Origin of the sequence: Mycobacterium sp. 050272 (genome assembly GCF_039023525.1) — a bacterium.
Classification (GTDB): Bacteria; Actinomycetota; Actinomycetes; order Mycobacteriales; family Mycobacteriaceae; genus Mycobacterium.
Map to the genome: position 1 here is coordinate 311,852 of NZ_JBCHKV010000002.1, position 22,676 is coordinate 334,527.

Consider the following 22,676-nt stretch of genomic DNA (forward strand, 5'->3'; position numbering starts at 1 on the left):
TTAGATCTCGAAATAGTGGTTGGTCAGCAACCCCGTGTCCGGTTGCCCGATCAGCGCGACGACCCCGACCCGCCAAGTCCGCCCGGCATCGATCAAGCGGCCGTCCACCGCGACTCCCGGTGGACGGCCAGACCGAATGCTCGAGCTGCTCGAAAGTGGTCACCGCGAGTTATCTTAAACTCCTCTTAAGTAGCAACCCACCATTTCGGCGATTTGAGTCGGATTTCACAGCACGTTCAGTCGTCGGTCATCGGCGTCGGGACCACGCGGGCGCCCGGCACCGGACCGGTGGCGACGCGAACCGTGCGGCATACGCCGGCGCCGGACAGGTGGGTACCGATGTCAACCGCCGAGGACGCTGAACTGCACAGAAACGCGCAGGTCGGGCCCGAGCCGGACACGATGCCGGTCAGCGCCCCCGCCTCTTCCCCTGCGCGCAGCGTGCGCCGCAGCGTGGGACTCAGGCTGACCGCGGCCGCCTGCAATTCGTTGCCCAGCAGCGGTGCCAACTGTTCGGGATCGCCGGCGGCCAACGCTGCCAGCACCGGTCCGGGCTCGGCGAGCCGCGGCGTGTGCGCGTCTTCCCGCAGCCGGTCGAGCTCACCGAACACCTTCGGCGTGAGCAACTCACCGTGGGCGAAGGCCAGCACCCAGTGGAAGGTGTTCCGGGAAAGCACCGTGGCCAGCTCCTCGCCGCGCCCGGTGCCCAACGCGGTGCCGCCGTGCAGCGCAAACGGCACGTCGCTGCCCAACCGCGCGGCCAGCATGCGCAGATCGCGGCGCGGCACGTTGAGCTCCCACAGCGAGTTCATCGCGACCAGCACCGCCGCGGCGTCCGCGCTGCCGCCCGCCATGCCGCCGGCCACCGGGATGGATTTGTCGATCATGATCGAGACGTCGGGCGCGCGGCCGACGTGTTCGGCCATCAGCTCCGCGGCCTGCCAGGCCAGGTTGCGTTCGTCGGTGGGTAGCTTGTCGGCACCCTCGCCGACCAGCTCAAGCGACAAGACGTCGGCGTTGCGCACGGTCAGCTCGTCGAGCAGCGAGACGGCCTGGAACACGGTCGTCAGCTCGTGGTAGCCGTCGTCGCGCCGGTCGCCGACCGCGAGGTACAGGTTGACCTTTCCGGGCACGCGGACGGTGACGGAACCGGTGGGCACCCACTGCGCGGCGGTGCTGCCGTCAGACATGTGCAGTCTCCCAGCCAACCACCGCCACGGCAGCAGACTATCGCTGTGGCACGCGAACCACACGCAACGGCACCGGGGCTCAGCCGCCGGATGCCTGCGGCTGCGCGGGGTCGCCGGACCGGCGCAGCAGCCGTACGAAGTCGTCGATGGACAGCGTCTCGCCGCGGCGGGCGGGATCGATGCTGGCCGCCAGCAAGCGATTTGCCGATTCGTTGCCCGAGCCTGCCCACTCCGAGAACGCGTTGCGAGACGTCTTGCGCCGTTGCGCGAACGCGATGTCAACCAATTCGAACACCTGGCGCCGGAAGGCGTCGTCCGTGCGCCAGGGCGCGCGGTCGTACCGGTCGATGCGAACCAGCCCGGAGTAGACGCGGGGCACCGGCCAGAACACGGTCGGCGACACCATGCCGCACCGGCGAACCCGCCCGAAGAAGCGCACCTTGACGCTGGGCACGCCGTACTCCTTGCCGCCCGGCTCGGCGGCCAGCCGCTCGGCGACCTCGGCCTGCACCATCACGGTGACGGTCGCCAGGGTCGGGAATTCGGCGAGCAGATGCAGCAACGCCGGGACCGCGACGTTGTAGGGCAGATTCGCGACGACAGCGGTCGGCTGGGTGGCCAGCTCGTCGCGCCGCAGGTTCAGCACGTCGCGGTTGAGCACCGTCAGCCGTTGGATCTCGCTGTGGGAGTGCTCGCCGACGGTCTGCGGCAGCCGCTCGGCGAGCACCGGGTCGATTTCGATGGCGGTGACCGTGGCACCGCGGTCGAGCAGCGCCAAGGTGAGCGAGCCGAGACCCGGGCCGACCTCCAGGACGTGGTCGGCGCGGCCGATTCCGGAGGTCGAAACTATCCGCCGGACGGTATTCGCGTCGTGGACGAAGTTCTGGCCCAACGATTTCCGTGGCCGAAACTCAAGTTCTTTGGCCAGCCGCCTGATATCGGTTCGTCCGAGCAGCTGGATCGTCAGCGCGCACCGGCTCTTCCGCTGCACACCGGCCACGCGCCCCAACCCTGGCGCTCCCTGGTCACCTCGGCGACCGTGATCTGCTCGTCGCGGCTGGCGAGGTCGGCCCGCGGGGCAAACCGCAACCCGCCGTTGCGCTCCCAGGTACTTTGATCGAACTGCACGCCGCCGTAATAGCCGTTGCCGGTGTTGATCGCCCAGTTTCCGCCGGCCTCGCAGCCGGCGATGGCATCCCAGATGGATCCATCGGTCACCGGCGGCACCTCGGTGCCGGGCTTGGTGCCCACCCGCACCACCGAGTCGCGGGCCGGCGCGATCACGATGTTGGCGATCGGCAGCCGGCCGGTCTCCACGCCGTTGACCGTGGCCACCGCGTAGGTCACGTCTTGGGTGCCCGGGCTGCCCGGATCCTCGACAACCTGGCGGCTCATGTTCATGTCGGGGTCTTCGACCTTGCGCGCGTTGGGCGGCAGCGGGACCCGCTCGGTGACCTTCTCGATGCGGTTACGCGTCACCTGAATCTGCATGCCGTCGACGATCGGCGTGGTCGCGGCGGGCACCACCTGATCGCTGTCTTGCAGCGGCACGCCTGCCGCACTCAGCAATCCCGCGACGTTGGGCGCCGGCAGGTGCACCATGCGGATGTTGCCGCCGTCGTTGATCTGGACGCTCTTAGCGCTGACGACCGGCAGGGCCATGCCGGCCAGCGGAACCCGGCTGGCGCGCGAGGCGGCCGCCGGGGCGGTGTCGGTCATCGCGAGCTGGGCCAGCGCCTCGTCGACGGTGGAGGCGGTCGTCCACACCTGCTTGGTGTCGCTGCCGTCCAGCGAGATCTGCAGCGGCCGGCTGCGCCGCAGCGTGATCTTGTCCGCGTCGTGGATCTGCACGTCGGCGGCGGGGTACAGGTCGTCGCGTTGATCGACCACGTAGCCGTTCTCTTCGACGATGTCGATCACCTTGGACTTCATCGTCGTCACCCGCATCGCGATGCCGTCGACGGTCAGGGTCACCGTCTTGGATACCGAGACCGCGAAACCGCCGGCGAACGCGAGCACCAGAAGCAGCCCTGCTACGACGAGCCGCAACATCGGCGACGGGGTCTGATGAAGCCTTCTCAGTACGGTCAAACGCGCGTCCACTCCGACCTCAGCAACCAACTTAACGACCTACCCAGCAGCATTCGACAACAGTGCAATAAACCAACAATTCGATCACAAGACGGTAACGAACCGGTCAAGCTGGAGCAACTCCGGCGCGAATGTGTTGTGGAAATCACCCGCCCGATTCGACGAGTCCGTAGACCCGCCCGGCATTGCTCGTGGTGATTCGGGCTAGTTCCTCCGCCGGGCGATCGAGCAGTTCCGCGATCGCACGAACAGTATAAGGAAGGCAATACGGCTCGTTGGGTGCGCCGCGGTAAGGATGTGGTGTCAAAAACGGCGCATCGGTTTCCACCAGCAGCTGTTCGGCCGGTACCAGCGGCACGGCCTCGCGCAGCGCGCGCGCGTTTCGGAAGCTCACCGTTCCGGACAGGCTGACAAACCACCCGGCGTCGGCGCAGCGACGGGCCATCGCGCTGTCGGACGAAAAGCAGTGGAAGATCACGGCTTCGGGAGCGCCTTCGGCGTCCAGCACGTCGAGCACCGCGGCGTCGGCGTCCCGGTTGTGAATCATCAGCGGCTTGCCGCACCGCTTGGCCAGGTCGATATGCCACGCGAAGGCCTCCCGCTGCACGTCGGGTGCGGCGCAGCCGTCCAGCCGACCCGGCCAGTACAGATCCATCCCGGTCTCCCCCACGGCCACCACGCGAGGATCGGCCACCAACCGCTCGATCTCGGCGCGCGCCGCGTCGTCGAGGGCGTTCGCGCGCGTCGGGTGCAACGCCACCGCGGCGTACACGCGCGGGTCCCAGCCGGCCGCCCGGGCCGCCCAGCGCGCCGAGTCCAGATCGTCGGCGATCGTCACGACGGCCCCCACCCCCACCGCGGCGGCACGGTCCACGATGGCCACCACGCCGGCGGCATCGTGGGCGCCGCAGGCGTCGAGGTGAGTGTGCGCATCGATCAGGGGCGCCAGCGGCGCCGGGGCGGGTGGCGCTTCTCGTTTACCAGGTCGGCTGGAGCTCACGCGCACACAATAGGGTGAATCTCGATGAGGCCCTATTACGTCACTACTGCGATCGCGTATCCAAACGGCGCGCCGCACGTGGGTCATGCCTACGAATACATCGCGACCGACGCGATCGCCCGCTTCAAGCGGCTCGACGGTTTCGACGTGCGGTTCCTGACCGGGACCGACGAGCACGGCCAGAAAGTCGCCGAGACCGCGGCCGCCGCGGGGGTCCCGACCGCCGAGCTGGCCCGGCGCAATTCCGATGTGTTCCAACGTATGCAGGAAGCGCTGAACATTTCGTTCGACCGCTTCATCCGCACCACCGACGCCGACCACCACGAGGCGTCCCAGGAGATCTGGCGGCGCATGCAAGCGGCCGGAGACATCTATCTGGCGACCTACTCCGGGTGGTACTCGGTGCGCGACGAGCGCTACTTTTCCGACTCGGAAACCGAGGTGGTCGACGGGACCCGCATCGCCACCGAGACCGGCGCACCGGTGACCTGGAGCGAGAAGGAGCAGACGTTCTTCTTCCGGCTCTCGGCCTACGCCGACAAGCTGCTGGCCCACTACGAGGCCAATCCCGACTTCATCGGACCCGAGGTGCGGCGCAACGAGGTCGTCAGCTTCGTCTCGGGCGGGCTGACCGATTTCTCGATCTCGCGAACCACCTTCGACTGGGGCGTGCAGGTGCCCGAGCACCCCGACCACGTCATGTACGTCTGGGTCGACGCACTGACCAACTACCTGACCGGCGCCGGATTCCCCGCCACCGGCTCGGAGTTGTTCCGCCGCTACTGGCCCGCCGATTTGCACATGATCGGCAAGGACATCATCCGGTTCCACGCGGTCTACTGGCCGGCGTTTCTGATGTCGGCCGGAATCGAGCTGCCGAGAAGGGTTTTCGCGCACGGGTTCTTGCACCACCGCGGCGAGAAGATGAGCAAATCGGTGGGCAACACCATCGACCCGGTGGCGCTGGCGGATGCGTTCGGCGTGGACCAGCTGCGCTACTTCCTGCTGCGCGAGGTGCCGTTCGGCCAGGACGGCAGCTACAGCGAAGAGGCCATCATCAACCGGATCAACACCGATCTGGCCAACGAATTGGGGAACTTGGCGCAACGGTCGTTGTCGATGATCGCCAAGAACCTCGACGGCGTGATGCCCGAACCCGGCGAGTTCACCGCCGCCGACTCCGGCCTGCTCGCGACGGCCGACGCGTTACTGGAGCGGGTGCGCGCGAACTTCGACGAGCAGGCCATGCACGTGGCACTCGAGGCGATCTGGCTGATGCTGGGCGAGGCCAACAGGTACTTCTCGGCCGAGCAGCCGTGGGTGCTGCGCAAAAGCGAATCCGAGGCGGACCAGGTGCGCTTTCGGACCGTGCTCTACGTGACCTGCGAAGCGGTTCGCATCGCGGCACTGCTGGTCGCGCCGGTGATGCCGGAATCGGCCGGCAAGTTGCTGGATCTACTCGGGCAGCCCGACGGCCAGCGGACGTTTGCCGCGATCGGTGCGCGGCTAACCCCTGGCTCGGTATTGCCGGCGCCTACCGGGGTATTCCCCCGGTACCAGCCAGCCTCCGAAGACGGGTAAAAATGGCGGCAAAGCCCCGTCAGGGCACGCGACAGGAAATGTGTGCAACATGACCTCTGGCATAGACCATAATCGCTCTGTGGAGCGACGACAGAATCGGCACCAGCACAATCAATCGCCGATGACCACCTTGAAGCAGCTTCCTGCCCTGGTGGTGCTGGAGCGGATTCCGGTCCCCGTGCTGGCGGTCGGCGACGACGGGGCGATCCTGTTCACCAACACCGCATTTGCGGAAATGGTGGGCTACGAACCCGACGAGGTGCTGGCGCTGCGCTTCGGCGAGGTTTTCCACCGGGCTCCGGACTCGGAATCCTCGCTACTGTCTGTGGTCCATGCCTTAGCGAATGAGGTCGTCGAGTTGGCACACAAGGACGGCTCGGTCGTGCGTGCGCTGATGAGCAAATCAGTGGGAATGCGCGCCGACGACCGGTTCGCCCTGGCGACCTTCCAGGATCTGACCGAGCAACTGTGGGACGACGAGCACTGAGTCGCGTGCGCTGAGCTAGCTGGTTTGGTCCGGCACCGCGGTTGTTGCGGCCCGGGCATGACGCATTTTCTCGCGAGCAAGCAATTGCCGGAAGTAAGGCTGCGACGCATCCGAGACGATCCCCGGCAGGAGCAGTTCCCAAATCTGCGCCAGGCGCTCGATGCCGTCGCCCCCCGCACTCTTTTCGCTGCCATGCCCAAATACCGCGTTGGACAGCAACCGCATTCCCAAGACAGCGCCGATGATCGACTCACCGATCACTTTAGCGTCGGCGTCTTTGCGCAAATCTCCTTCAGCGATTGCCCGCCGCGCCTCGGTAGCCATCAGCTCGATCATGTCCGTACAGAAAGACCCGGCAGCGGTGTTGAAGCCACTCAGGGCGCGGATCAAATCCTCAGCAGCACTGGCGATTTCGTCGACACTCAGCACTTTGACGATCGTGAACGTGCCGTGCAGCAAGTTCTCGAGACCCGGCGATGACGACCCGCAAACATCCCGGAAAGCGCTGAGCAGCTTGGCGGAGCCTTCCTCAATAATGGCTGACGCCAACGCTTCTTTGGAATCGAAATGGTGGTAGAGCGCACCCTTGGTCATTCCCGTGCGCTCGATGATCGCGCTCCACCCGGCGGCCGCATACCCGACCTCGCCGAACACTTCGATTGCGGCCGCGAGGATCCTTCGCCGAGTCGCTTCAGACCGAACCTGGCGCGCCATTGCCGCTATGCCTCCGGACCCTCATCGGTGCGCAGATTCTGTTGACCTCGTCTCACATTGCCTCGCAAGCAGATTAACAGCCGCAACTGCCCTGTCGACTAACCCCCGCGCCGTCGCTATTGCGGCGACTCTTCGTCAGCAGAACTGGAGTTGATTGCGAGCATCGCACGCCGCCTAAGGAATTGACCGAAGTATTCGAACCGGTCCGGCTGCAGAACGCCTGTCAGAATGAAAGTCCAACACTTCTCCAGGTCGAGTAGGAACCGTTCGGGTTCATCCAGCGAGCTGGTTTGTCGCAGTCCCATGTGCAGGGACACCAACAGGCGCCCCACATCCTCGGGATCGCACCGCTGATCGACGTCGCCTTCGGCGATCGCTTGCGCAACGACGGTGGCCAAGGATTTGACCCAGTCGTCCACCAACCTCTCCTGCAGACCTTGCGTCCGCCCCACCGACTCGATGAGGTTGAGACCCGCACGCACGGCATCGGTCTTGATGTCCCCAACGGCGATCAGATACGAGAAGTCGATCAGGGTCTCGAGGCCAGACAGCCCCCGCTTCAACACTTCTTGCACGGCGCTGGCACCCGCGGCGGTCTGCTTTTCGATGATCGCGACCGCCAAGGCGTGCTTCGACTTGAAGTGGAAGTACATGGCGCCCTTGGTCAGTTCAGCCTCGGCGAGGATGTCGTCAAGCCCGACTTCGTGGTAGGCGCGACGCGCGAACTGATGAGAGGCAGCTCTCAAAATCTGTCTCCGGGTCGCATCCGCGCGGCCATCATGGGATTGGGAGGTCATCGGATCGGCGAACTCACGTTTGCGATGCCACCCGATCGCTTGTCGACGAGGCCAGCGTCAGCACCACGGTCTTCCGCCTCCCCGAAGTCGATGCCGTCAGGCACCTCGCGTCTACAGCCGTCGAGAGCAAACACTCGCCGAGCGTCTCAAGCGGCAGTTGGGCACTACTGAGGTTAGCAGTCCCGGCAGCCGCAGCTTCGGATCGACGATTCGCAACGCTAGATACCCATAGTCGAGATCACACCACATTTGTGGACTAAAAGTATGCTTTATGGGCTACAATGAAGTTATCAGTTTGGTAGTCCACCTAGGGGGAAATCACATGTCGCTGGTCACGGTGCAGCCAGCTCGCTTGGCCGCGTTGGCCCGCACACCAGGGATTTCCGACACGGTGACGATCGGCGGAATGCCGGCCGCGACAGCTTTCTCCGACGGTCTCGTCTCCTGTTCCGGCCCCGCCCATCCCGTTGCGGCAGACCCACGCGGGGATTGAACGTGATCGATTTTGGCGCGCTGCCGCCGGAGATCAACTCCACCAGGATGTATGCCGGGCCCGGCCCGTTGTCTTTGTCGGCCGCCGCGGTGGCCTGGGACAACCTCGCCGCGGAGCTGCATTTCGTCGCGAGCTCGTACCGGACGGTGATTGCCGGCCTGACCACCGGACGGTGGATGGGGCCGTCGTCGCTGTCGATGGCATCCGCCTTCGGTCCGTATGTGGCATGGACGACGGGGGCGGCCGCGCGGGCCGCTGAGGCGGCGGGCCAAGCCAGGCTTGGCGTCGAAGCTTACGAGGCGGCGTTCGCGATGACCGTCCCACCGCCGGTGGTGTTCGGTAACCGCGCACAACTCGCCACGCTGACCGCCACCAACTTCTTCGGCCAGAACTCGCCGGCGATCGCGGCAAATGAAGCCCAGTACGGCGAGATGTGGGCGCAGGACGCCGCGGCGATGTACCAATACGCCGCGAACTCCGCGATCGCGACCGACGTAACACCGTTCACCGACGCACCACAAGTGACGGATACGAATGGGTTGGCCTCCCAAGAGGTCGCGGTCGCCAAGGCCACTGGCCTCTCGGCAGGCGACCAGGCGGCGATGCAGAGCCTGGTACAGGCGGTGCCCTCGACGCTGGACGCGATGTCGACGCCGGTCAGCCTCGCGTCCACGAGTCTGGTCGGGGACACGGCCTCGGGATTGTTCGGCTTGGGGCTCGACCCGACAACCGTTTCCACGCTCAGCAACCTCGCGGCCATCTGGATCATGGCTGTGCCCACCCCGCTGTACGCGCTGTCCAGCCTTTTTGGCATCGCCCAGAGCAGCCAGGCCATGGGGATCGCCGCTGTCCCCATCGGCGCCGATGCCGCCGCGGCAGGCGTCGGCGCCGCCGAAGCGGCCACTGCCGGCGCGGCCGGGCTGGGCAACGCGGGCGTGCTCGGCACCATGGGCTCGGCAACCTCTTTGGGGCCGCTCTCGATTCCGCAGGGTTGGACGAGCGTGATTCCGCCGGCGCCGGTCGGCGGTGCCGTGACGGCCCTGCCCGGCGCCGCGGGCGGTGCATCTTCGATGCCAAGCATGTTGGGCGGAGTGCCATTGCGGGCTCCGGGCAGCGGCGCAGGCCCCACCCCCGGGCCACGCTACGGCTTGGTCCCCACCGTCATGGCACAGCCACCGTCCGCCGGATACGGATAACCCCGCGAGTCTGCGGTGGCCACGCAAGCGCGCAGCGGCGACTACCCGACCCCTAAGAGCGACTGTCCCGAAAGGAAACGTAAGTGAAGTATTCGCCTACGCGCATCGCGGGGGTCACGATCGTCGACATCGAGCCCACCAGCGATCATCGCGGGTTCGTCTCGCAGTCCTTTTCCGCCCAGGAATTCGCCGAAATCGGGCTGATGGGCGATGTGGTGCAGACGGAAATTTTGTTCAACCACACCCGGGGCACCGTGCGCGGCCTGCACCGTCAGCCACCACCGTCCACGGAGGCCAGACTCATCCGCTGCACTCGCGGTGCGATCGCCGAAGTCGTGGTGGACGTACGTCCTGAGTCGCCCACCTACGGCGATCACATCATCGTGGAGTTGAGCGCCGATAATCACCGGGCGCTGTTCGTCCCGCCTCATTTCGCGCACGGATTCCAGACCCTGCGGGACAAGACTGAAGTCAGCATGCAGATCAGCGGTGCCCAGGCGCCCTCCGGCGAAGAGGGCTTTCGGTTCAGCGAGCCGAAGTTCGGGATCAAATGGCCGCTGCCGGTCACGGTGATCTCCGAAGCGGACGCCAGCTGGCCGAAATTGGCGCCCGCCGAAAAAGACGTCGTCGTCAAGGTGGATGTCGACCGGCTGTTGGTCGAACGGTCGACGTGCGATCCACCCGCCATCATGGCGCGCCCCGCGCGCTGGCCCGTCCACCTCAGCGAATACGCCTCGCCATCCAGAACGCGGTTCGCTATGGACGACCTTCGACATCACCACGAAACCGGGTCGGCGTAGCCATTTTTCAGCACCAGCCGACCGGCAGCGTGTCTGAAGCCACGCTTACCGTGCCAACTACCGGTGGCCGCAACCTCCGTCGCTGGCAAAAGAAGTATGCGATCCGCGTGCGGGTCACCGACGCGTTGATCGTCACCGGTTCGGTGATGCTGGCGCAGTTGATCCGGTTCGGGGGTTCGCCATCGGCCTCCGGTTACGACGGCGATGTGATGACGCTGTTCTCGGTTGTCTTCGCACTGCTCTGGCTCTCGTCGCTCGAAATCTTTCAAACCCGCTCGACGCGCGTCATCGGAGGTGGCCTCGACGAATACCGCCGCGTGGCCCACGCGTCATTCCAGACGTTCGGGATCATCGCGATCATCACGCTGCTGGCCAAGATTGAACTGGCCCGCGGGTACCTCGCCGTCGCGCTTCCGGTCGGCACGCTGGGATTGCTGGTCAGCCGCAACATGTGGCGCCGGTATGTCGGCCGCAAGCGCGCGCAGGGCGCTTACCAGACCAGGGTCCTGGCGATCGGGGACCGATCCGGTGTCGAGCACCTCGCCCGGGAACTGCTGCGCAACCCGAAAGACGGCTACGCCATGGTCGGCGTCTGCATTCCGGGATACGGACTGCCGCACGGCGAGACCCTCGAGGTCAGCGGCCAAGAGATCCCCATCCTCGGCGACGACACTCATGCCGCGGCCGGGATCTCGGCTTGCGCAGCGGACACCGTGGCGGTGGCCCGCACGGAGCAATTCGGGGAACAGCGCATCCGGGAACTGATGTGGCAGCTGGAAACCATGGATATCGACCTCGTGGTGTCGCCGGGGGTCATGGATGTCGCCAATGCGCGATTGGCGCTGCGACCTTACGCGGGTTTTCCGCTGCTGCACGTGGAGAAGCCCCAATATGAAGAGACCAACCGATTTCAGAAACGAGCCTTCGATTTCTGTTTCGCGCTGGCCGCCATCGTCGTCACATTTCCGGTCATGATCGTGTGTGCCATTGCCATCAGGCTGACGAGCAAGGGGCCGGTCTTCTACCGAGCCGAGCGCATCGGCATCGATGGCAAGCCCTTCACGATGCTCAAATTCCGCACCATGGTGGACGGCGCCGACCAACAGGTCGCGGATCTGCTGGCGCACAACGACAGCGCCGGGGGCGTGTTGTTCAAGATGCGCGAGGATCCCCGCATCACGCGTGTCGGCAAGGTGCTGCGCAAGCTCAGCATCGATGAGTTGCCGCAATTCATCAACGTGCTCAAGCAGGACATGAGCGTCGTCGGCCCACGGCCACCGCTGCGGCGCGAGGTGGACAGCTATGACTTCGAAGCGCGGCGTCGGTTGCTGGTGAAGCCGGGCGTCACCGGATTGTGGCAAGTCAGCGGCCGTTCAGACCTTTCCTGGGAAGATTCGGTCCGGTTGGATCTGTCCTATGTCGATAACTGGTCGATGGCCGGCGATCTGATGATCGTCGCTAAGACCGTCAAGGTCGTCCTGGTAGGCGACGGAGCCTACTGATGAAACAGCGATGACGGAACCGGTCGTCGACCCAGCGGTCACGCCGTCCGTGCCGCTGTCGAAAATTGCGCACGCCTACGCGATCCAGCTGATCTGCCGGGCACTGGGGATGCTGGCCTCGGTCGTCTCGGTCGCGATGACCGCCCGCTACCTTGGTCCCGGACCCTACGGTCAGCTCACGATCGCGGTCGTATTCATCGGGATGTGGTCCAGCCTGGCTGATCTCGGCATCGGGACCGTCATCGTCCGCCGGGTGGCGTCCGGCCGGGGCGAGCTCGAGCGGCTCGTTCGGGTCAACAGCGGCCTGTCGGTGTTGTACTGCCTTCCACTCGCGGCGATGGCGACGCTCACCGGATTGCTGATCTACCACGACCGTGACGTGCGCGTGATGCTGGTGGTGCTGTCCGGGCAGTTGCTGTTGATGACGATGACCACTCGGTTCGAGCCGGTATTCATGGCTACGGTCAAGTTCTCCGCGATGGCCATCTCCGACGTGGCCAGCCGGCTCGGGGTGCTGGCGGCGGTCTGCTGCCTGGTGGCCGGCCACGCCGACGTGATCTGGTTCGCGGTGATCCAGCTCATCCCGCCGGTCCTGCAGTTGCTGATCCAAGGAACCGCCGCGGCGCGACACATTTCGCTGCGTCCCATCTTCGCGCCGCGGGAGACGGTGGAGTTGTTGCGGGAGAGCCTGCCGCTGATGGGCGTCATGGTGGTCGCGCTCGTGTACTGGCGCGCCGACGGCGTCCTGCTGTCGGTACTGAGCACCCATTCCGAGGTCGGCGTCTACGGGCTGGCCTACACGCTTGCGTTCAACACCGAGGTGCTGGCGATCTTCTTCCTCAAGTCGTCGCTGTCTACAGCCACCGAGCTCTTCTCCCGCGATGTCCCCGCGTTCGCCCAGTTCCTCGGCCGCAGCGTCGAATTGATGTACTTCATGATGGTGCCGGTCGCCGTGGTCGGCGCACTACTGGCCGGCCCGTTGATCGGCCTACTCGGCGACCAGGCCTTCGTGGCGCGCGGTACCCCGACCCTGGCACTGCTGTTGGTTGCGGCCGGATTACGTTGCATCGCAAGCACTCTCGGACAGGGCTTGTTCGCCTCGCATCAACAGCAGTTCTTGTTCCGGGCCTGGATTATCACCCTGGCACTCAACGTGGTGCTGAATCTTGTTCTGGCCCCACGGTTCGGCGCTGTCGGTGCCGGTATCACGTTGGTGTGCACGGAGCTGTTCAGCGTGGCGGCCGCCAGCTGGCAACTGCGCCGCAAGTCCGGCTACCGCGAGCCGCTGGCATTCGTGCTGCGGCTGCTCGTGCCGACCGCGGCCAGTGTCGCGGTGGTGCTCTTACTCCCCCACCTGCACGTGGTGGTGGTGCTGCTGCTCGCGGCCGCCGTCTACCTGATCGCCAATCTGGCAATCGGGCCCGTCAAATGGTCAATGCTGGCCTCGCTCACCGGAAAAAAGATACCGGCATGACCCGGGTAAGGGATCGGGCATATCTGAGACGCCCGGCCGGTGATGCGGTCGCGCTGCCTTCCGCGAGGTCGCTCGCTGTGCTGATCGTGACCGATCAGAACGATGGCTCGTTCGAGAAATGTCTTGCCGGCGTCGCCGAGCACCTGCCCGAGCTGCCCGTCTATGTGTACGAGAACAGCGGTGACGTATCTCCCGATCGCGAGGAGCTCCTCGCCCGGCACCCCGCGGTCCATTGGACGTTGGGGTCGGCACGGCTTGGCGTCGGTGCGGCGTTCAACGCGCTGGCGCAGAACGCACCGTGTGACGCGGACCTGCTGCTGTTGAGTCCCGCAACCCAGCTGCGGGGACCGTTGACGCGCACCCGAGAGCTGCTTCGTCAGCCGCATGTGGCGGCGGTCTCGCCGATGGCGCACACCAGCGCCACAACCGATCAGGTCCCGTGGGACCACGCGATGCGCCGCCCCACGCTGCTGCGTGCCCTGGTCGGGGTCGCCGGATACTCGAATAGGCTACGCCGAACGCCGGTTTCGCCTCGATACCCGCACCAGCCCACCGAGTCGCACGGCGTCGACGGCTATATCGGCGGCGGCTGCCTGGCGATCAGCCGCGCGGCGTGGAACACGATCGGCGGCTTCGACGAGGAGTTCTTCGGCTACGGCGCCGACGTCGACTGGCAGACCCGCGCCCACGCGGCAGGCTGGCAGATCCTGCTCGCCGATGAGATCGGCTTCGACACCGCCGATCCGGTGGCGGCCTTCGGCGCGCTCGAGGCAGACGCGATGCCCGACCTTTCCGTCGACCGCGGCCGCCGCGACCGCGACTTGACGCGGGCCAACACCGCGCTGGTCCTTGAGCACCGGACCAGCGTCCACCATGCGGACGTATACCTGCTCGGGACAACGCTTCTGGATCGGATACAGGCCCCGAAGCGAGCGGCCCGCCGGGCAGCGCGGCGCAACCGACGCAACGGTCTGCCGACAATCGTGATCGCCACCAATCGTCTGGTATTCGGTGGCGCCGAGCGGCAAAAGGCATTGCTGGCAGCCGAATTGGTTCGTCGCGGCTACACGGTGACCATCGTGTGCGTACAACGGTTCGGCCCGATGATCGAGGAAATTCCACCCAGCGTGCGGGTGGTACGCCAGCCGTGGTGGGCTCCGGTCGTCGACCTGCCCGAAGGTCCGGCGGTGTTGATCAGTGGCGACACCAACACCGAGACGGGCTTCGGCACGCTATGGCGGGCCTCCGGGCGGCAGCGGCGCTGGCTGGTCGCCCCACATACCCCTCCCGAGGAGCACGAGCCGATCTACTCGCGGCCACTAGCGGCCGCGATGTCGCGCTCGGACGGCTTTATCGTTCTGGCACAACGACACTGGGATATGATCGCCGCGCACCACCGGTTGACCGGGCGACGCTTCGTGGCGCCCAACGGCGTCCCCTTCGAGGGAAAGCCGACCCAGCGGGTTCGCCCCGCGGATGCCCCGGTGCATTTGGTGATGCTTTCGCGGATCGTCGAGCACAAGAAGCCCCACCTCCTGGTCGAGGCCCTCGCCGGGCTCACGGAATTGCCTTGGGAGTTATCGATATTCGGCGATGGCCCCGATCGAGCGGAACTCGAAGCCCGCACACCCGCGGCGCTACGCGACCGGGTGCATTGGCGCGGCTGGTCACCCGGTCCCGAACATGCGCTGGCCGATGCCGATGTGATGTGCCTGCCCAGCCGCCTGGAAGCGTTTCCGTTGGTGATCCTCGAGGCCATGGGGCGAGCCATACCGGTTGTGTCATCGGCGGTCTGCGCGGTTCCGGAAATGCTGGATTTCGGAAAGGCGGGCTTTCTCGTCGATCCCATCACGGTGCAGGGCTGGCGAGAATGCTTGGCCAAGATACTGGCAGACCCTGCCGCGTTGCCCTCGGTCGGAATGCGTGGCTACGAGCGCATGCGCACGCACTACACCGTGGAAGCGATGACCGATGCCTACCTCGACGCGATAGATGCGGTCCTGTGAACGAATGTGAAGCTCATAGGGTCCACCGGCCGCGTAACCCGTATGCACCGCTGCACCTTTGCGCAATGAAGAACGAAGTAAAGACGGTTTCGCCTCGCGCCGACCGCGTACCGGAAGGGAATTAAGATCAGCGACAAGCGGATTCGCGACCCGGAATCGGGCCGCGATGCTCATCGACGAACACAAGCCCTTGCGTCCCCGCGCCTCGACAGCATCGGGCCGAATCGGCCTAGCTCGACTGCCTACAATGCAGCGATGATAAGGAGTCTGCCGCGCCGGCTTCTAGCACTCGCCGGGGTTATCGCGATGCTCATCCTGGTGGCACCGCCCGCAGCGGCAGACCCGCCCAGCGTCGGCGGTGCCGTCATTGACGCTCCCACCCTGCCGCTGAGTAATTTGGGCGCGCAGAGCACGATCGAGTTTTACCCGCACCGCGAACTCTCCGTCACCGGTCTGACGTTTTCGGTGCCCGCGGGACTGACTCCGGTGTCGTTGAACGCGACGCTGGAGATCCCGGTCAATCTCCGGTTCGGCAATCTGACGATCACTCAGGACGACCGCACGATCAGCCGGATGGAGTTGCCGACCAAGGACCAGACGCCGATGGTCATCCCCCTGGCCGGAACGAAGGTCACCGGCAATTCGGTGAGCCTCACCCTGACAGCGACGTTGCTGCCGCTCGAGAACTACTGCTGGGATCCCCTGACCCCGATTCGGCTGGTCAACGGCTCGATCACGTTCACCGGCGGGGAGGTCGCACCGAAGACGATCGCCGACTTTCTCCCCCCGGTCGTCCGCAAACTGACGATCTTCGTGCCGCCGAAGCCGACGCAGCAGGAGTCCGACGCGGCGGTACAACTGGCGGCAGCCCTGGAAGACCGCTACGGCGGGCAGAACCCGCAGGTGTCGGTCGAAGCCCTCTACGACCGTGGCAGCACCCTGGTCGATCCGTCGCTGCCCCTCGAGCGGCAGATCATCATCAAGGAGGGCCCGGACAAAGGCCTTGCGCTGCAAGGCAGCACGGGCGTTCCCTCCCTGGTCATCTCGGGAGCCGGCGACGAGCTCACCAACCAGACGCGCCTGCTGACGGATCCCTCGTTGACATTCGCACAGGGACCTACCGCAGTCGCCGGGCCGCTGCCGAACAAACAAAAGCTGGCCGGCGATACCACCACGCTGGAAAAGATGAATCAGACCGGGCTCAGTGCCGAGGATCTATGGCCCGACGTAAGCATCAGCCTGGACCAAACGCGATGGGGCCATTCGCTCGAACACGTCCGGGTACACGTGCTCGGTTCGCACACACCACTTCCCAGCAATTTCGGCGGTGAGGTGATCGCCTCGGTCGGAGGGCAGACGGTCAACCGATGGCCGGCCGAGGCCAACGGCACGATCGATCACTGGGTGGACATTCCGGATCGGTTGCTGACTCGTGCCACCAGCCTCTCGATCAAGGTGCACACCACCGGGGACGCCGGACACTGCGGCGAGTACCTCCCGATCACCCTGAAAATCGACCCGAAAACCGAGATTCAGACCAGTCGTGCCGATCCGCCTATGCCAAAAGGCTTTCCGTCCATCCCGCAATCTTTGATGACCCCACGCGTTCAAGTCGGCATCACTGACGACGCGTTCAACGACACCGTGCGCGCGGTCCAAATCGTCGTCGGCCTGCAACAGCTGTCGGTGGTGCCGCTGACGACCAAGGTGACCAGCCTCAAGCAGGCGATCGACAGCCACGACCCGGCGGTGCTGATCTCGGCCGGTGCGTGGCCGGTGCAGACGATCCCGTTGCCGTTCAACGCCGAGAACGGCAACATCACGGTCGAGGGTTTGGATTCCGGGGGCGAGTCCGTCTCGCTGACCCTCGATCCATCGATCCACTTCGGCTCGTTGCAGACCACCTACGACGGTCACCGCTCGATTCTGATCGCGACGTCCAACGCTGCCCCTCAGCAGCTCGATGAGTTGCTGCGGTGGCTGGCCGCCGAGCCGGGCCGGTGGTTCGGGCTCGACGGCCGAGAGATTATCGACGTGCCGGGCAAGGAACCGATCACGATTGCGAATCCGCCCAGCGACATCGCGGTACAACAGCCTAAACACGAGGACAACTACACGTGGCTGTGGTGGATTGGCGGCGCCTGGGTGCTGGCAGTCGCGATCGGCGGCGGCGTGCTCGTGTACCGGGCCCGACGAAGCTCAGTCTGAATCGGCGCGCTTTTCGCTAGAGAGTGCCCGGAGAGGGCATAGAGAGGTATTACCCGATGGATTTCCGCACCTTCGCCCGGACGTTGACCGTCCACTGGAAGCTGTTAGCCGGTGCCATGCTGGCCTGTCTGGCGGGCGCCGCTGCGGTCACGGCGTTTCAGACGAGACTTTACGAGTCGTCGGCCACCGTGCTCATTTCGTTTCCCGGGCAGACCGACCCGACCCAGCTGTACTACGGGACGCAGGCTGTGCAGGACCGGCTCTCGTCGTACGCGACGATCGCCGGCGGACGCTCGGTGGCGGACCGCGCGGTAGCGCATTACGACCTGCCGATCAGTCCCGACGCCCTGGCAGCCAAGACGCACGTCCAGTACGTCCCGAAGTCACTGCTGTTCACGATCACCGTGACCGACACCGATGCGAATCGCACCGCCCAGCTGGCCAAGGCGATGGCCGACGAGTTCGTCAGCGTCGTCGGAACCCTGGGCGCCAGTCCTAAGGGAGCACCGCCGCAGCCGCAGAATGGCGAACCACCGCCGCAGAACCCGCAACCGGAGACGGTCATGGCCCGGGCGACGGTGGTCGAGCCCGCCACCGTGCCGAAGTACCCGACCAGTCCGGTGCCGACGCGCAACATGGGTTTGGGGCTGGTGGCGGGGGTCCTCCTCGGCGTCGGAGTGGCGTTGACCCGTGAAGCCACCGACCACAGCGTGCGCGATCGCGAAAAGCTTGAGCGGCTCTCCAATCTGCCGACCCTGGCCGAGTTGCCGGGGCGGCGGGGCACCGCGCCGCGCTTCGGCACCGACGTCACTTTCGACGACGCGGTCCGCGGTCTGCGCGCGCGGATGCTGCGTGCGGCCGGCCCCGGAGCGAGCCGGGTGGTGGTTACGGCGCCGTTCGGCGGCGAGGGCACCACGACCACGGCCCTGAACCTAGCCAAGGCATCCGCCGAAGCCGGCGAGGACGTGCTGCTGGTCGAGGGCGACACCCGTCGACCCGTGATCGCCGGTCTGCTGAAGGTCGAATCGGGAGAAGGCCTGGCCAGCGCGCTGGCCAACCCTGAAATCGCGGTCGAGGTGGTCAAGGCGACCCCGATCCCGAAGCTGTTCCTGCTGGCGCCGCGCGCCGCCCGCCGTGACACTCTGCCCTGCAGCTCCTACCAGCCAGAGGTGCTGGACAACGTGATGCAGGAATTGTCCGCGACCTTTTCCCGGACGATCATCGACGGCCCGCCGGTGCTGGCCACGGCCGACTCCGGCCTGCTGGCAGGCGCCGTACAGGCCACCGTGCTGGTGGTCCGGGCGCGGCGCACCACCGAGGAGGAACTCGCCGACGCCCTGACCGCACTGAACGCCGCAGGTGCCCGGGTGATCGGCACCGTCTTGACCGATGCCCGGGTCGCTCGGCACAACAGGGCTGCCACCAAGGCTTACCGGGCAAAACTCGGCGGATAGGCATGATCAGGTACCTGCAGACTCGCCATCGCCTGGTAATGGCCGCGATGGCCCTGGGGGTGTTCCTGTTGTTCTGTTTCGCCTTCGGCGTGGCGTCGGTTCGCGACCCTTATCAGGGGATCGTGCTCGTCGGCGCGATGTTCGGCTTGGTCGTGTACTGGGCCAGACCGGAGGCGATGGTATGGATCGCGCTGTTCTATACCTTCGGGGCGCTGCCCATCGGACTGTACGTCGGAAAGGTTGTCGGCCCGACCACGATCTATGTCTGGCACGTCGTGACGTTGTTGGCGATCTTCTATCTGATTCTGCTGGTGCGGCCGCGGTTCTCCGATTACGTGCCACCGGGCATCTTCGTCCTGACCGTGCTTCTCTATACCGCCGCCGGGTTCGAGGACGGACATTCCGCCGAGGCGATCCTGCATGAAATGACGTGCCTCTTCGAAATGGTCGCCGGGTACATGCTGGCCCTGTTGATCGTCCACGGCGACTACATCAAGGGAGCGACGCAGACGCTCGTCGCGACGCTGTGGTTTTCGGCGGTCATGGCGATCGTGAGCTCGTCGCTGGGTCTACGCCTGACCGGCCGCTTCGAAACCATCGGCGAATCGACCACCGGCGGCTCGGTCACCCGGCTGATCATCCCAACCACCGCGCCGGCCGTCGCCGTGCTGGCCGCGCTGGTCGCTGCCCAGGTCCTCGGTCGGGTCCGGCCCGCGACGTTCTGGGCGGTGGGCGTGCCCTCATTGATCATCTCGCTCCTGGCGTTTTCCCGCGGCACGCTGATCGCGATCGCCGTGGCCGGTGTCGTCGCGTTCTTGGCCAACCCCGGTTGGCAGGCGCTGCGGCGCTCCGCCGCCTTCGCCGTCAGCAGCGTGGCGATCATGGCGGCCATGGTGCCGGGCGCACTCTTTCTATTGCAGCGTTCGAAGGCCGGAGCATGGCTGGGCCATCAGTTCGCCGGCTTCAGTCACCGTGTCCTGAGCGGCGTCACGGCAAGTTCGCTCGCCGTGGACGACTCGACGAAATATCGGCTGATCGAAAACGCCGACCTCACCCGCGCGATCGCCAAGGCGCCGATCTTCGGCCACGGCATGGGCTACGCCTACCGACTGGCCTTCGGCGAGGACTCGGGCAACGACCAGTTCAGCTTCGACAGCTTCACCGTGCTGCTAGGTACCACCTACGCCCACAACTTTTATCTGTGGTGGCTCGTCAAAGCCGGGGCGATCGGCATGACGATCTTCGCCTGGTTTGCACTGCGGCCGGTGATCCGGGCGCTGCGCAGCACGTCGCAGCCGGCCAAAATCGCCGGCGCGGTCAGCGTGGGCCTGCTCGCCTTGAACGTTGTCGGACCAAATATTGAGGACACCCCGGATTCCGTGGTGTTCGGTATGGTGCTCGGCGCCGCGATGGGGCTCGCCAATATGGCCCGCAAACGGCCGGAAGAAACCTCCGACGCGAGGCCCGACGACGGCTCAACCGTCGCCGATGCGACGACAGAACCGATCCCGGTGCTGGTAGGAGGCCTGGAAGAGCCGGCACGGTCGGCTAAACACGCACCGCGATTCGCTGAGAACAGCGATACCCAGGGTTGAGGCTGGGCGCCTCAGTGATCCCTCACTGCCTTTGCCTGTCGTTATTACCCAACTCACAGTTTGTTGATGTTGTCGTTACATACCTCTGGCATGTATTATTCCTTACATGCAAGCTTTCAGTTCGTCGCCGATCGGCATCCTCGACGTCATCCGCGTCGAAGACGCTGGCGTGCGACCCGAGGGCGGCGTGGGCGTTACCCTCCCGCTGCGGGCGGCCCGGACTGACGCAGACGAGCGCAACATCGCGAGCGACATCATCAACAGCATCACCGTGGTTAACACCGATGAGGCCGCCGACGCGTTGATCGACAAGTGCCTCGCTTCTCGGACCGCTCGCGTTATCTCGTTTGTCAACGCGCACGCATTCAACATGTGCAAGCGCGACGGTGCCTTCGCCGACGGCCTGCTGCAGTCGGATGTGATCCTCCGCGATGGCATCGGCATGCAGCTGCTCTTCCAGAAGCTGAACCTCGACGCCGGCCTGAACATGAACGGCACCGATCTGATCCCGCGGCTGCTGGACCGCGCCAAGGGTCAGACCGTCGGCCTCCTTGGCACCGCGGACCCCTACCTGTCGAACGCTGTCGACCAGCTCACGCAGGCGGGCCACAACGTGATCGTCGCCCAGGACGGATTCCAGGACAGGGCGACCTACCTGGCGCTGGTCGAGCAGTACCGGCCGAAGGTCATCGTCCTCGGAATGGGCATGCCCAAGCAGGAACTGATCGCCGCGTACCTGAAGGAAAACGTTACCTACAACCCGTTGATCATCAACGCGGGTGCGCTGATCGACTTCATCGGCGGCAAGACCAAGCGGGCACCGCGCTGGGTGCGCGAGATCCACATGGAGTGGGTGTTCCGTCTGCTGAGCGAGCCGAAGAGGCTATTCAGCCGCTACGTCCTCGGCAACGCCATCTTCTTGAGCCGGTTCAGCAGCATCGGCGCAAGCTACGTCCCGGCACTCAACGTGCCGACCGACCTCGAACTGGAAGACCTCGCCGTCTAAGCGTTGCGTCGTCCATCGCGGTTGACCGACGGGCTCAGCGCCGGCTGTCCACCACCTCGGTGAGCACTGTCAACAAGCGATCCGCCAGGCAATCGACGCTGAACCGCTGCGCGTAGTGCCGGGCCGCCGCGGCTCCGCGGCGCGCTGCAACCGCGGGATCGGCCAGTTCGTCGAAGGCGGCGACCACCCCAGCCACGTCGTCGACATCAATCGCCGGGCAGCCCGGCGGTTGGTATTCGGGCAAGGCGCCGGCCGTGGAAACGATCGGCATGACACCCAGCTGCATCGACAGCACCTGCACCCCGCTCTGCGAAGCGCGCCGATAGTGCGCGATCGAACCCTTGGCGGCCGTCAGCGTCTCGACGATCTCGGAGTAGCGGTAGCTCCCGCCGCGCCGGCGCACGTGTTCGGGCAGCGGGCCCACATTGACTGAACCGTCGCCGATGAGCACCAGATCGTCGCCGCGCCAGCCCCCGCCGGCCACGTGTTGACGCCAGGCGTCAAGGACCAAATCGATGTTCTTGTACGGGTGCAGACGGCCGATCATGATGAAGTCGCGGCGCTCATCGGGGCCCGCCAGCGGCGGCACCAACGCCGGATCGAGGTCGCTGGTCAGCGGCAAGACGTGGATGCGGGTGCCGCGCACATCGCGACGGTTGGCAATGGCCGCCGCGACATAGTCACTGTAGGCAACCGTGGCCGCCGAGCGCGCCCCCCACCGGTCGAATAGGGCGTACTCGTACATCGGCAGTTCTTCGACCGCGTCGTGGGGACGGTCGTCGTGCACCAGCTGCACCCGGGGAGCGCGTCCGGCCAGCGCGATCCATCGAGGATCGCGCACCAACTCGGCGACGACGACTTGCGGCCGATACTGGCGGATGCGCCGCCACGCCGCGATGGCGGGCGGCCAGGTCGCGGCCGTGCGAAACCGCGGGTCGAGCACCACCTCGTAGTCCCGGGCCGCGTCGGATTCCGGATGCAGATCGCAGGTCACCAGCAAGACATCGGTGCCACGCTGTCGCAACGCTTCCACCTGAACGCGTGCCAGCGGCCGCAACCACGGCGAGAGCCACAGCACCCGA

18 protein-coding genes are annotated in these 22,676 nt (G+C 65.7%); 11 read left to right on the forward strand and 7 right to left on the reverse strand.

Features of this window, described 5'->3' with window-relative positions; all coding sequences use genetic code 11:
- Nucleotides 1-236 precede the first annotated feature (236 nt).
- The 4 genes from AAHS21_RS06250 to AAHS21_RS06265 form a co-directional block, all read right to left on the reverse strand.
- Nucleotides 237-1,196 carry a 4-(cytidine 5'-diphospho)-2-C-methyl-D-erythritol kinase gene (locus tag AAHS21_RS06250; protein WP_342927103.1) on the reverse strand — a complete coding sequence of 320 codons (960 nt, stop codon included), beginning with the start codon at nt 1,194-1,196 and terminating at the stop codon, nt 237-239.
- Nucleotides 1,197-1,269: 73 nt separating this feature from the next.
- Nucleotides 1,270-2,190: a 16S rRNA (adenine(1518)-N(6)/adenine(1519)-N(6))-dimethyltransferase RsmA gene (rsmA, locus tag AAHS21_RS06255; protein ID WP_342926822.1), complete on the reverse strand. Its 921-nt coding sequence runs from the start codon at nt 2,188-2,190 to the stop codon at nt 1,270-1,272.
- A complete protein-coding gene (locus AAHS21_RS06260; protein ID WP_342926823.1) occupies nt 2,154-3,281 on the reverse strand; it encodes a transglycosylase family protein in 1,128 nt (375 codons plus the stop codon). Before AAHS21_RS06260 ends, rsmA begins: the two co-directional genes overlap by 37 nt.
- A gap of 145 nt (nt 3,282-3,426) precedes the next feature.
- A complete protein-coding gene (locus AAHS21_RS06265) occupies nt 3,427-4,287 on the reverse strand; it encodes a TatD family hydrolase (protein ID WP_342926824.1) in 861 nt (286 codons plus the stop codon).
- Nucleotides 4,288-4,305: 18 nt separating this feature from the next.
- On the opposite strand from AAHS21_RS06265, the gene metG reads away from it, so the two are divergent.
- Together metG and AAHS21_RS06275 are read left to right on the forward strand one after the other, a co-directional pair.
- Nucleotides 4,306-5,862 (forward strand): methionine--tRNA ligase, encoded by a 1,557-nt coding sequence (metG, locus tag AAHS21_RS06270; RefSeq protein WP_342926825.1) that lies wholly within the window; start codon nt 4,306-4,308, stop codon nt 5,860-5,862.
- Between the two features lie 121 nt (nt 5,863-5,983).
- The gene (locus AAHS21_RS06275; protein WP_342926826.1) at nt 5,984-6,349 is read left to right on the forward strand and encodes a PAS domain-containing protein; all 366 of its coding nucleotides are present in this window, start codon (nt 5,984-5,986) and stop codon (nt 6,347-6,349) included.
- A gap of 15 nt (nt 6,350-6,364) precedes the next feature.
- On the opposite strand, the gene AAHS21_RS06280 is transcribed toward AAHS21_RS06275, so the two are convergent.
- Together AAHS21_RS06280 and AAHS21_RS06285 are read right to left on the reverse strand one after the other, a co-directional pair.
- Nucleotides 6,365-7,063 carry a TetR/AcrR family transcriptional regulator gene (locus AAHS21_RS06280; protein WP_342926827.1) on the reverse strand — a complete coding sequence of 233 codons (699 nt, stop codon included), beginning with the start codon at nt 7,061-7,063 and terminating at the stop codon, nt 6,365-6,367.
- Nucleotides 7,064-7,179: 116 nt separating this feature from the next.
- Complete coding sequence (locus AAHS21_RS06285) at nt 7,180-7,860, reverse strand: TetR/AcrR family transcriptional regulator (protein ID WP_342926828.1); 681 nt, start codon at nt 7,858-7,860, stop codon at nt 7,180-7,182.
- Between the two features lie 495 nt (nt 7,861-8,355).
- Here AAHS21_RS06285 and AAHS21_RS06290 point away from each other — a divergent pair, with 495 nt between their 5' ends.
- The 9 genes from AAHS21_RS06290 to AAHS21_RS06330 all read left to right on the forward strand — a co-directional run bounded on the left by AAHS21_RS06290 (nt 8,356) and on the right by AAHS21_RS06330 (nt 21,594).
- Complete coding sequence (locus AAHS21_RS06290) at nt 8,356-9,549, forward strand: PPE domain-containing protein (protein ID WP_342926829.1); 1,194 nt, start codon at nt 8,356-8,358, stop codon at nt 9,547-9,549.
- An 83-nt stretch (nt 9,550-9,632) separates the two neighbouring features.
- Nucleotides 9,633-10,349: a dTDP-4-dehydrorhamnose 3,5-epimerase family protein gene (locus AAHS21_RS06295; RefSeq protein ID WP_342926830.1), complete on the forward strand. Its 717-nt coding sequence runs from the start codon at nt 9,633-9,635 to the stop codon at nt 10,347-10,349.
- 50 nt (nt 10,350-10,399) lie between these two features.
- On the forward strand, nt 10,400-11,851 hold the full coding sequence (locus AAHS21_RS06300) for a sugar transferase (protein ID WP_342926831.1): 1,452 nt from the start codon (nt 10,400-10,402) through the stop codon (nt 11,849-11,851).
- A 10-nt stretch (nt 11,852-11,861) separates the two neighbouring features.
- Nucleotides 11,862-13,325, forward strand: a complete 1,464-nt coding sequence (locus AAHS21_RS06305) for a flippase (protein ID WP_342926832.1) — start codon at nt 11,862-11,864, stop codon at nt 13,323-13,325.
- Nucleotides 13,322-15,331: a glycosyltransferase gene (locus tag AAHS21_RS06310; RefSeq protein ID WP_342926833.1), complete on the forward strand. Its 2,010-nt coding sequence runs from the start codon at nt 13,322-13,324 to the stop codon at nt 15,329-15,331. The genes AAHS21_RS06305 and AAHS21_RS06310 overlap by 4 nt, the downstream gene beginning before the upstream one ends.
- A 255-nt stretch (nt 15,332-15,586) precedes the next feature.
- The gene (locus AAHS21_RS06315) at nt 15,587-17,539 is read left to right on the forward strand and encodes a hypothetical protein (RefSeq protein WP_342926834.1); all 1,953 of its coding nucleotides are present in this window, start codon (nt 15,587-15,589) and stop codon (nt 17,537-17,539) included.
- 56 nt (nt 17,540-17,595) lie between these two features.
- Nucleotides 17,596-18,993, forward strand: a complete 1,398-nt coding sequence (locus AAHS21_RS06320; RefSeq protein WP_342926835.1) for a Wzz/FepE/Etk N-terminal domain-containing protein — start codon at nt 17,596-17,598, stop codon at nt 18,991-18,993.
- 2 nt (nt 18,994-18,995) lie between these two features.
- Complete coding sequence (locus tag AAHS21_RS06325) at nt 18,996-20,588, forward strand: O-antigen ligase family protein (RefSeq protein ID WP_342926836.1); 1,593 nt, start codon at nt 18,996-18,998, stop codon at nt 20,586-20,588.
- A 106-nt stretch (nt 20,589-20,694) separates the two neighbouring features.
- Complete coding sequence (locus tag AAHS21_RS06330) at nt 20,695-21,594, forward strand: WecB/TagA/CpsF family glycosyltransferase (protein ID WP_342926837.1); 900 nt, start codon at nt 20,695-20,697, stop codon at nt 21,592-21,594.
- Nucleotides 21,595-21,628: 34 nt separating this feature from the next.
- Here the strand turns inward: AAHS21_RS06330 and AAHS21_RS06335 are convergent, their stop codons facing one another.
- A complete protein-coding gene (locus tag AAHS21_RS06335; RefSeq protein ID WP_342926838.1) occupies nt 21,629-22,672 on the reverse strand; it encodes a glycosyltransferase in 1,044 nt (347 codons plus the stop codon).
- Nucleotides 22,673-22,676 lie beyond the last annotated feature (4 nt).

Bases quoted from the DNA above. Each gene is read 5' to 3' on its own strand.
- AAHS21_RS06285 (WP_342926828.1), bottom strand. From the start codon at position 7,860: ATGACCTCCCAATCCCATGATGGCCGCGCGGATGCGACCCGGAGACAG.
- AAHS21_RS06310 (WP_342926833.1), top strand. From the start codon at position 13,322: ATGACCCGGGTAAGGGATCGGGCATATCTGAGACGCCCGGCCGGTGAT.
- AAHS21_RS06305 (WP_342926832.1), top strand. From the start codon at position 11,862: ATGACGGAACCGGTCGTCGACCCAGCGGTCACGCCGTCCGTGCCGCTG.
- AAHS21_RS06325 (WP_342926836.1), top strand. From the start codon at position 18,996: ATGATCAGGTACCTGCAGACTCGCCATCGCCTGGTAATGGCCGCGATG.
- AAHS21_RS06315 (WP_342926834.1), top strand. From the start codon at position 15,587: ATGATAAGGAGTCTGCCGCGCCGGCTTCTAGCACTCGCCGGGGTTATC.
- AAHS21_RS06330 (WP_342926837.1), top strand. From the start codon at position 20,695: ATGCAAGCTTTCAGTTCGTCGCCGATCGGCATCCTCGACGTCATCCGC.
- AAHS21_RS06280 (WP_342926827.1), bottom strand. From the start codon at position 7,063: ATGGCGCGCCAGGTTCGGTCTGAAGCGACTCGGCGAAGGATCCTCGCG.
- AAHS21_RS06320 (WP_342926835.1), top strand. From the start codon at position 17,596: ATGGATTTCCGCACCTTCGCCCGGACGTTGACCGTCCACTGGAAGCTG.
- AAHS21_RS06275 (WP_342926826.1), top strand. From the start codon at position 5,984: ATGACCACCTTGAAGCAGCTTCCTGCCCTGGTGGTGCTGGAGCGGATT.
- metG (WP_342926825.1), top strand. From the start codon at position 4,306: ATGAGGCCCTATTACGTCACTACTGCGATCGCGTATCCAAACGGCGCG.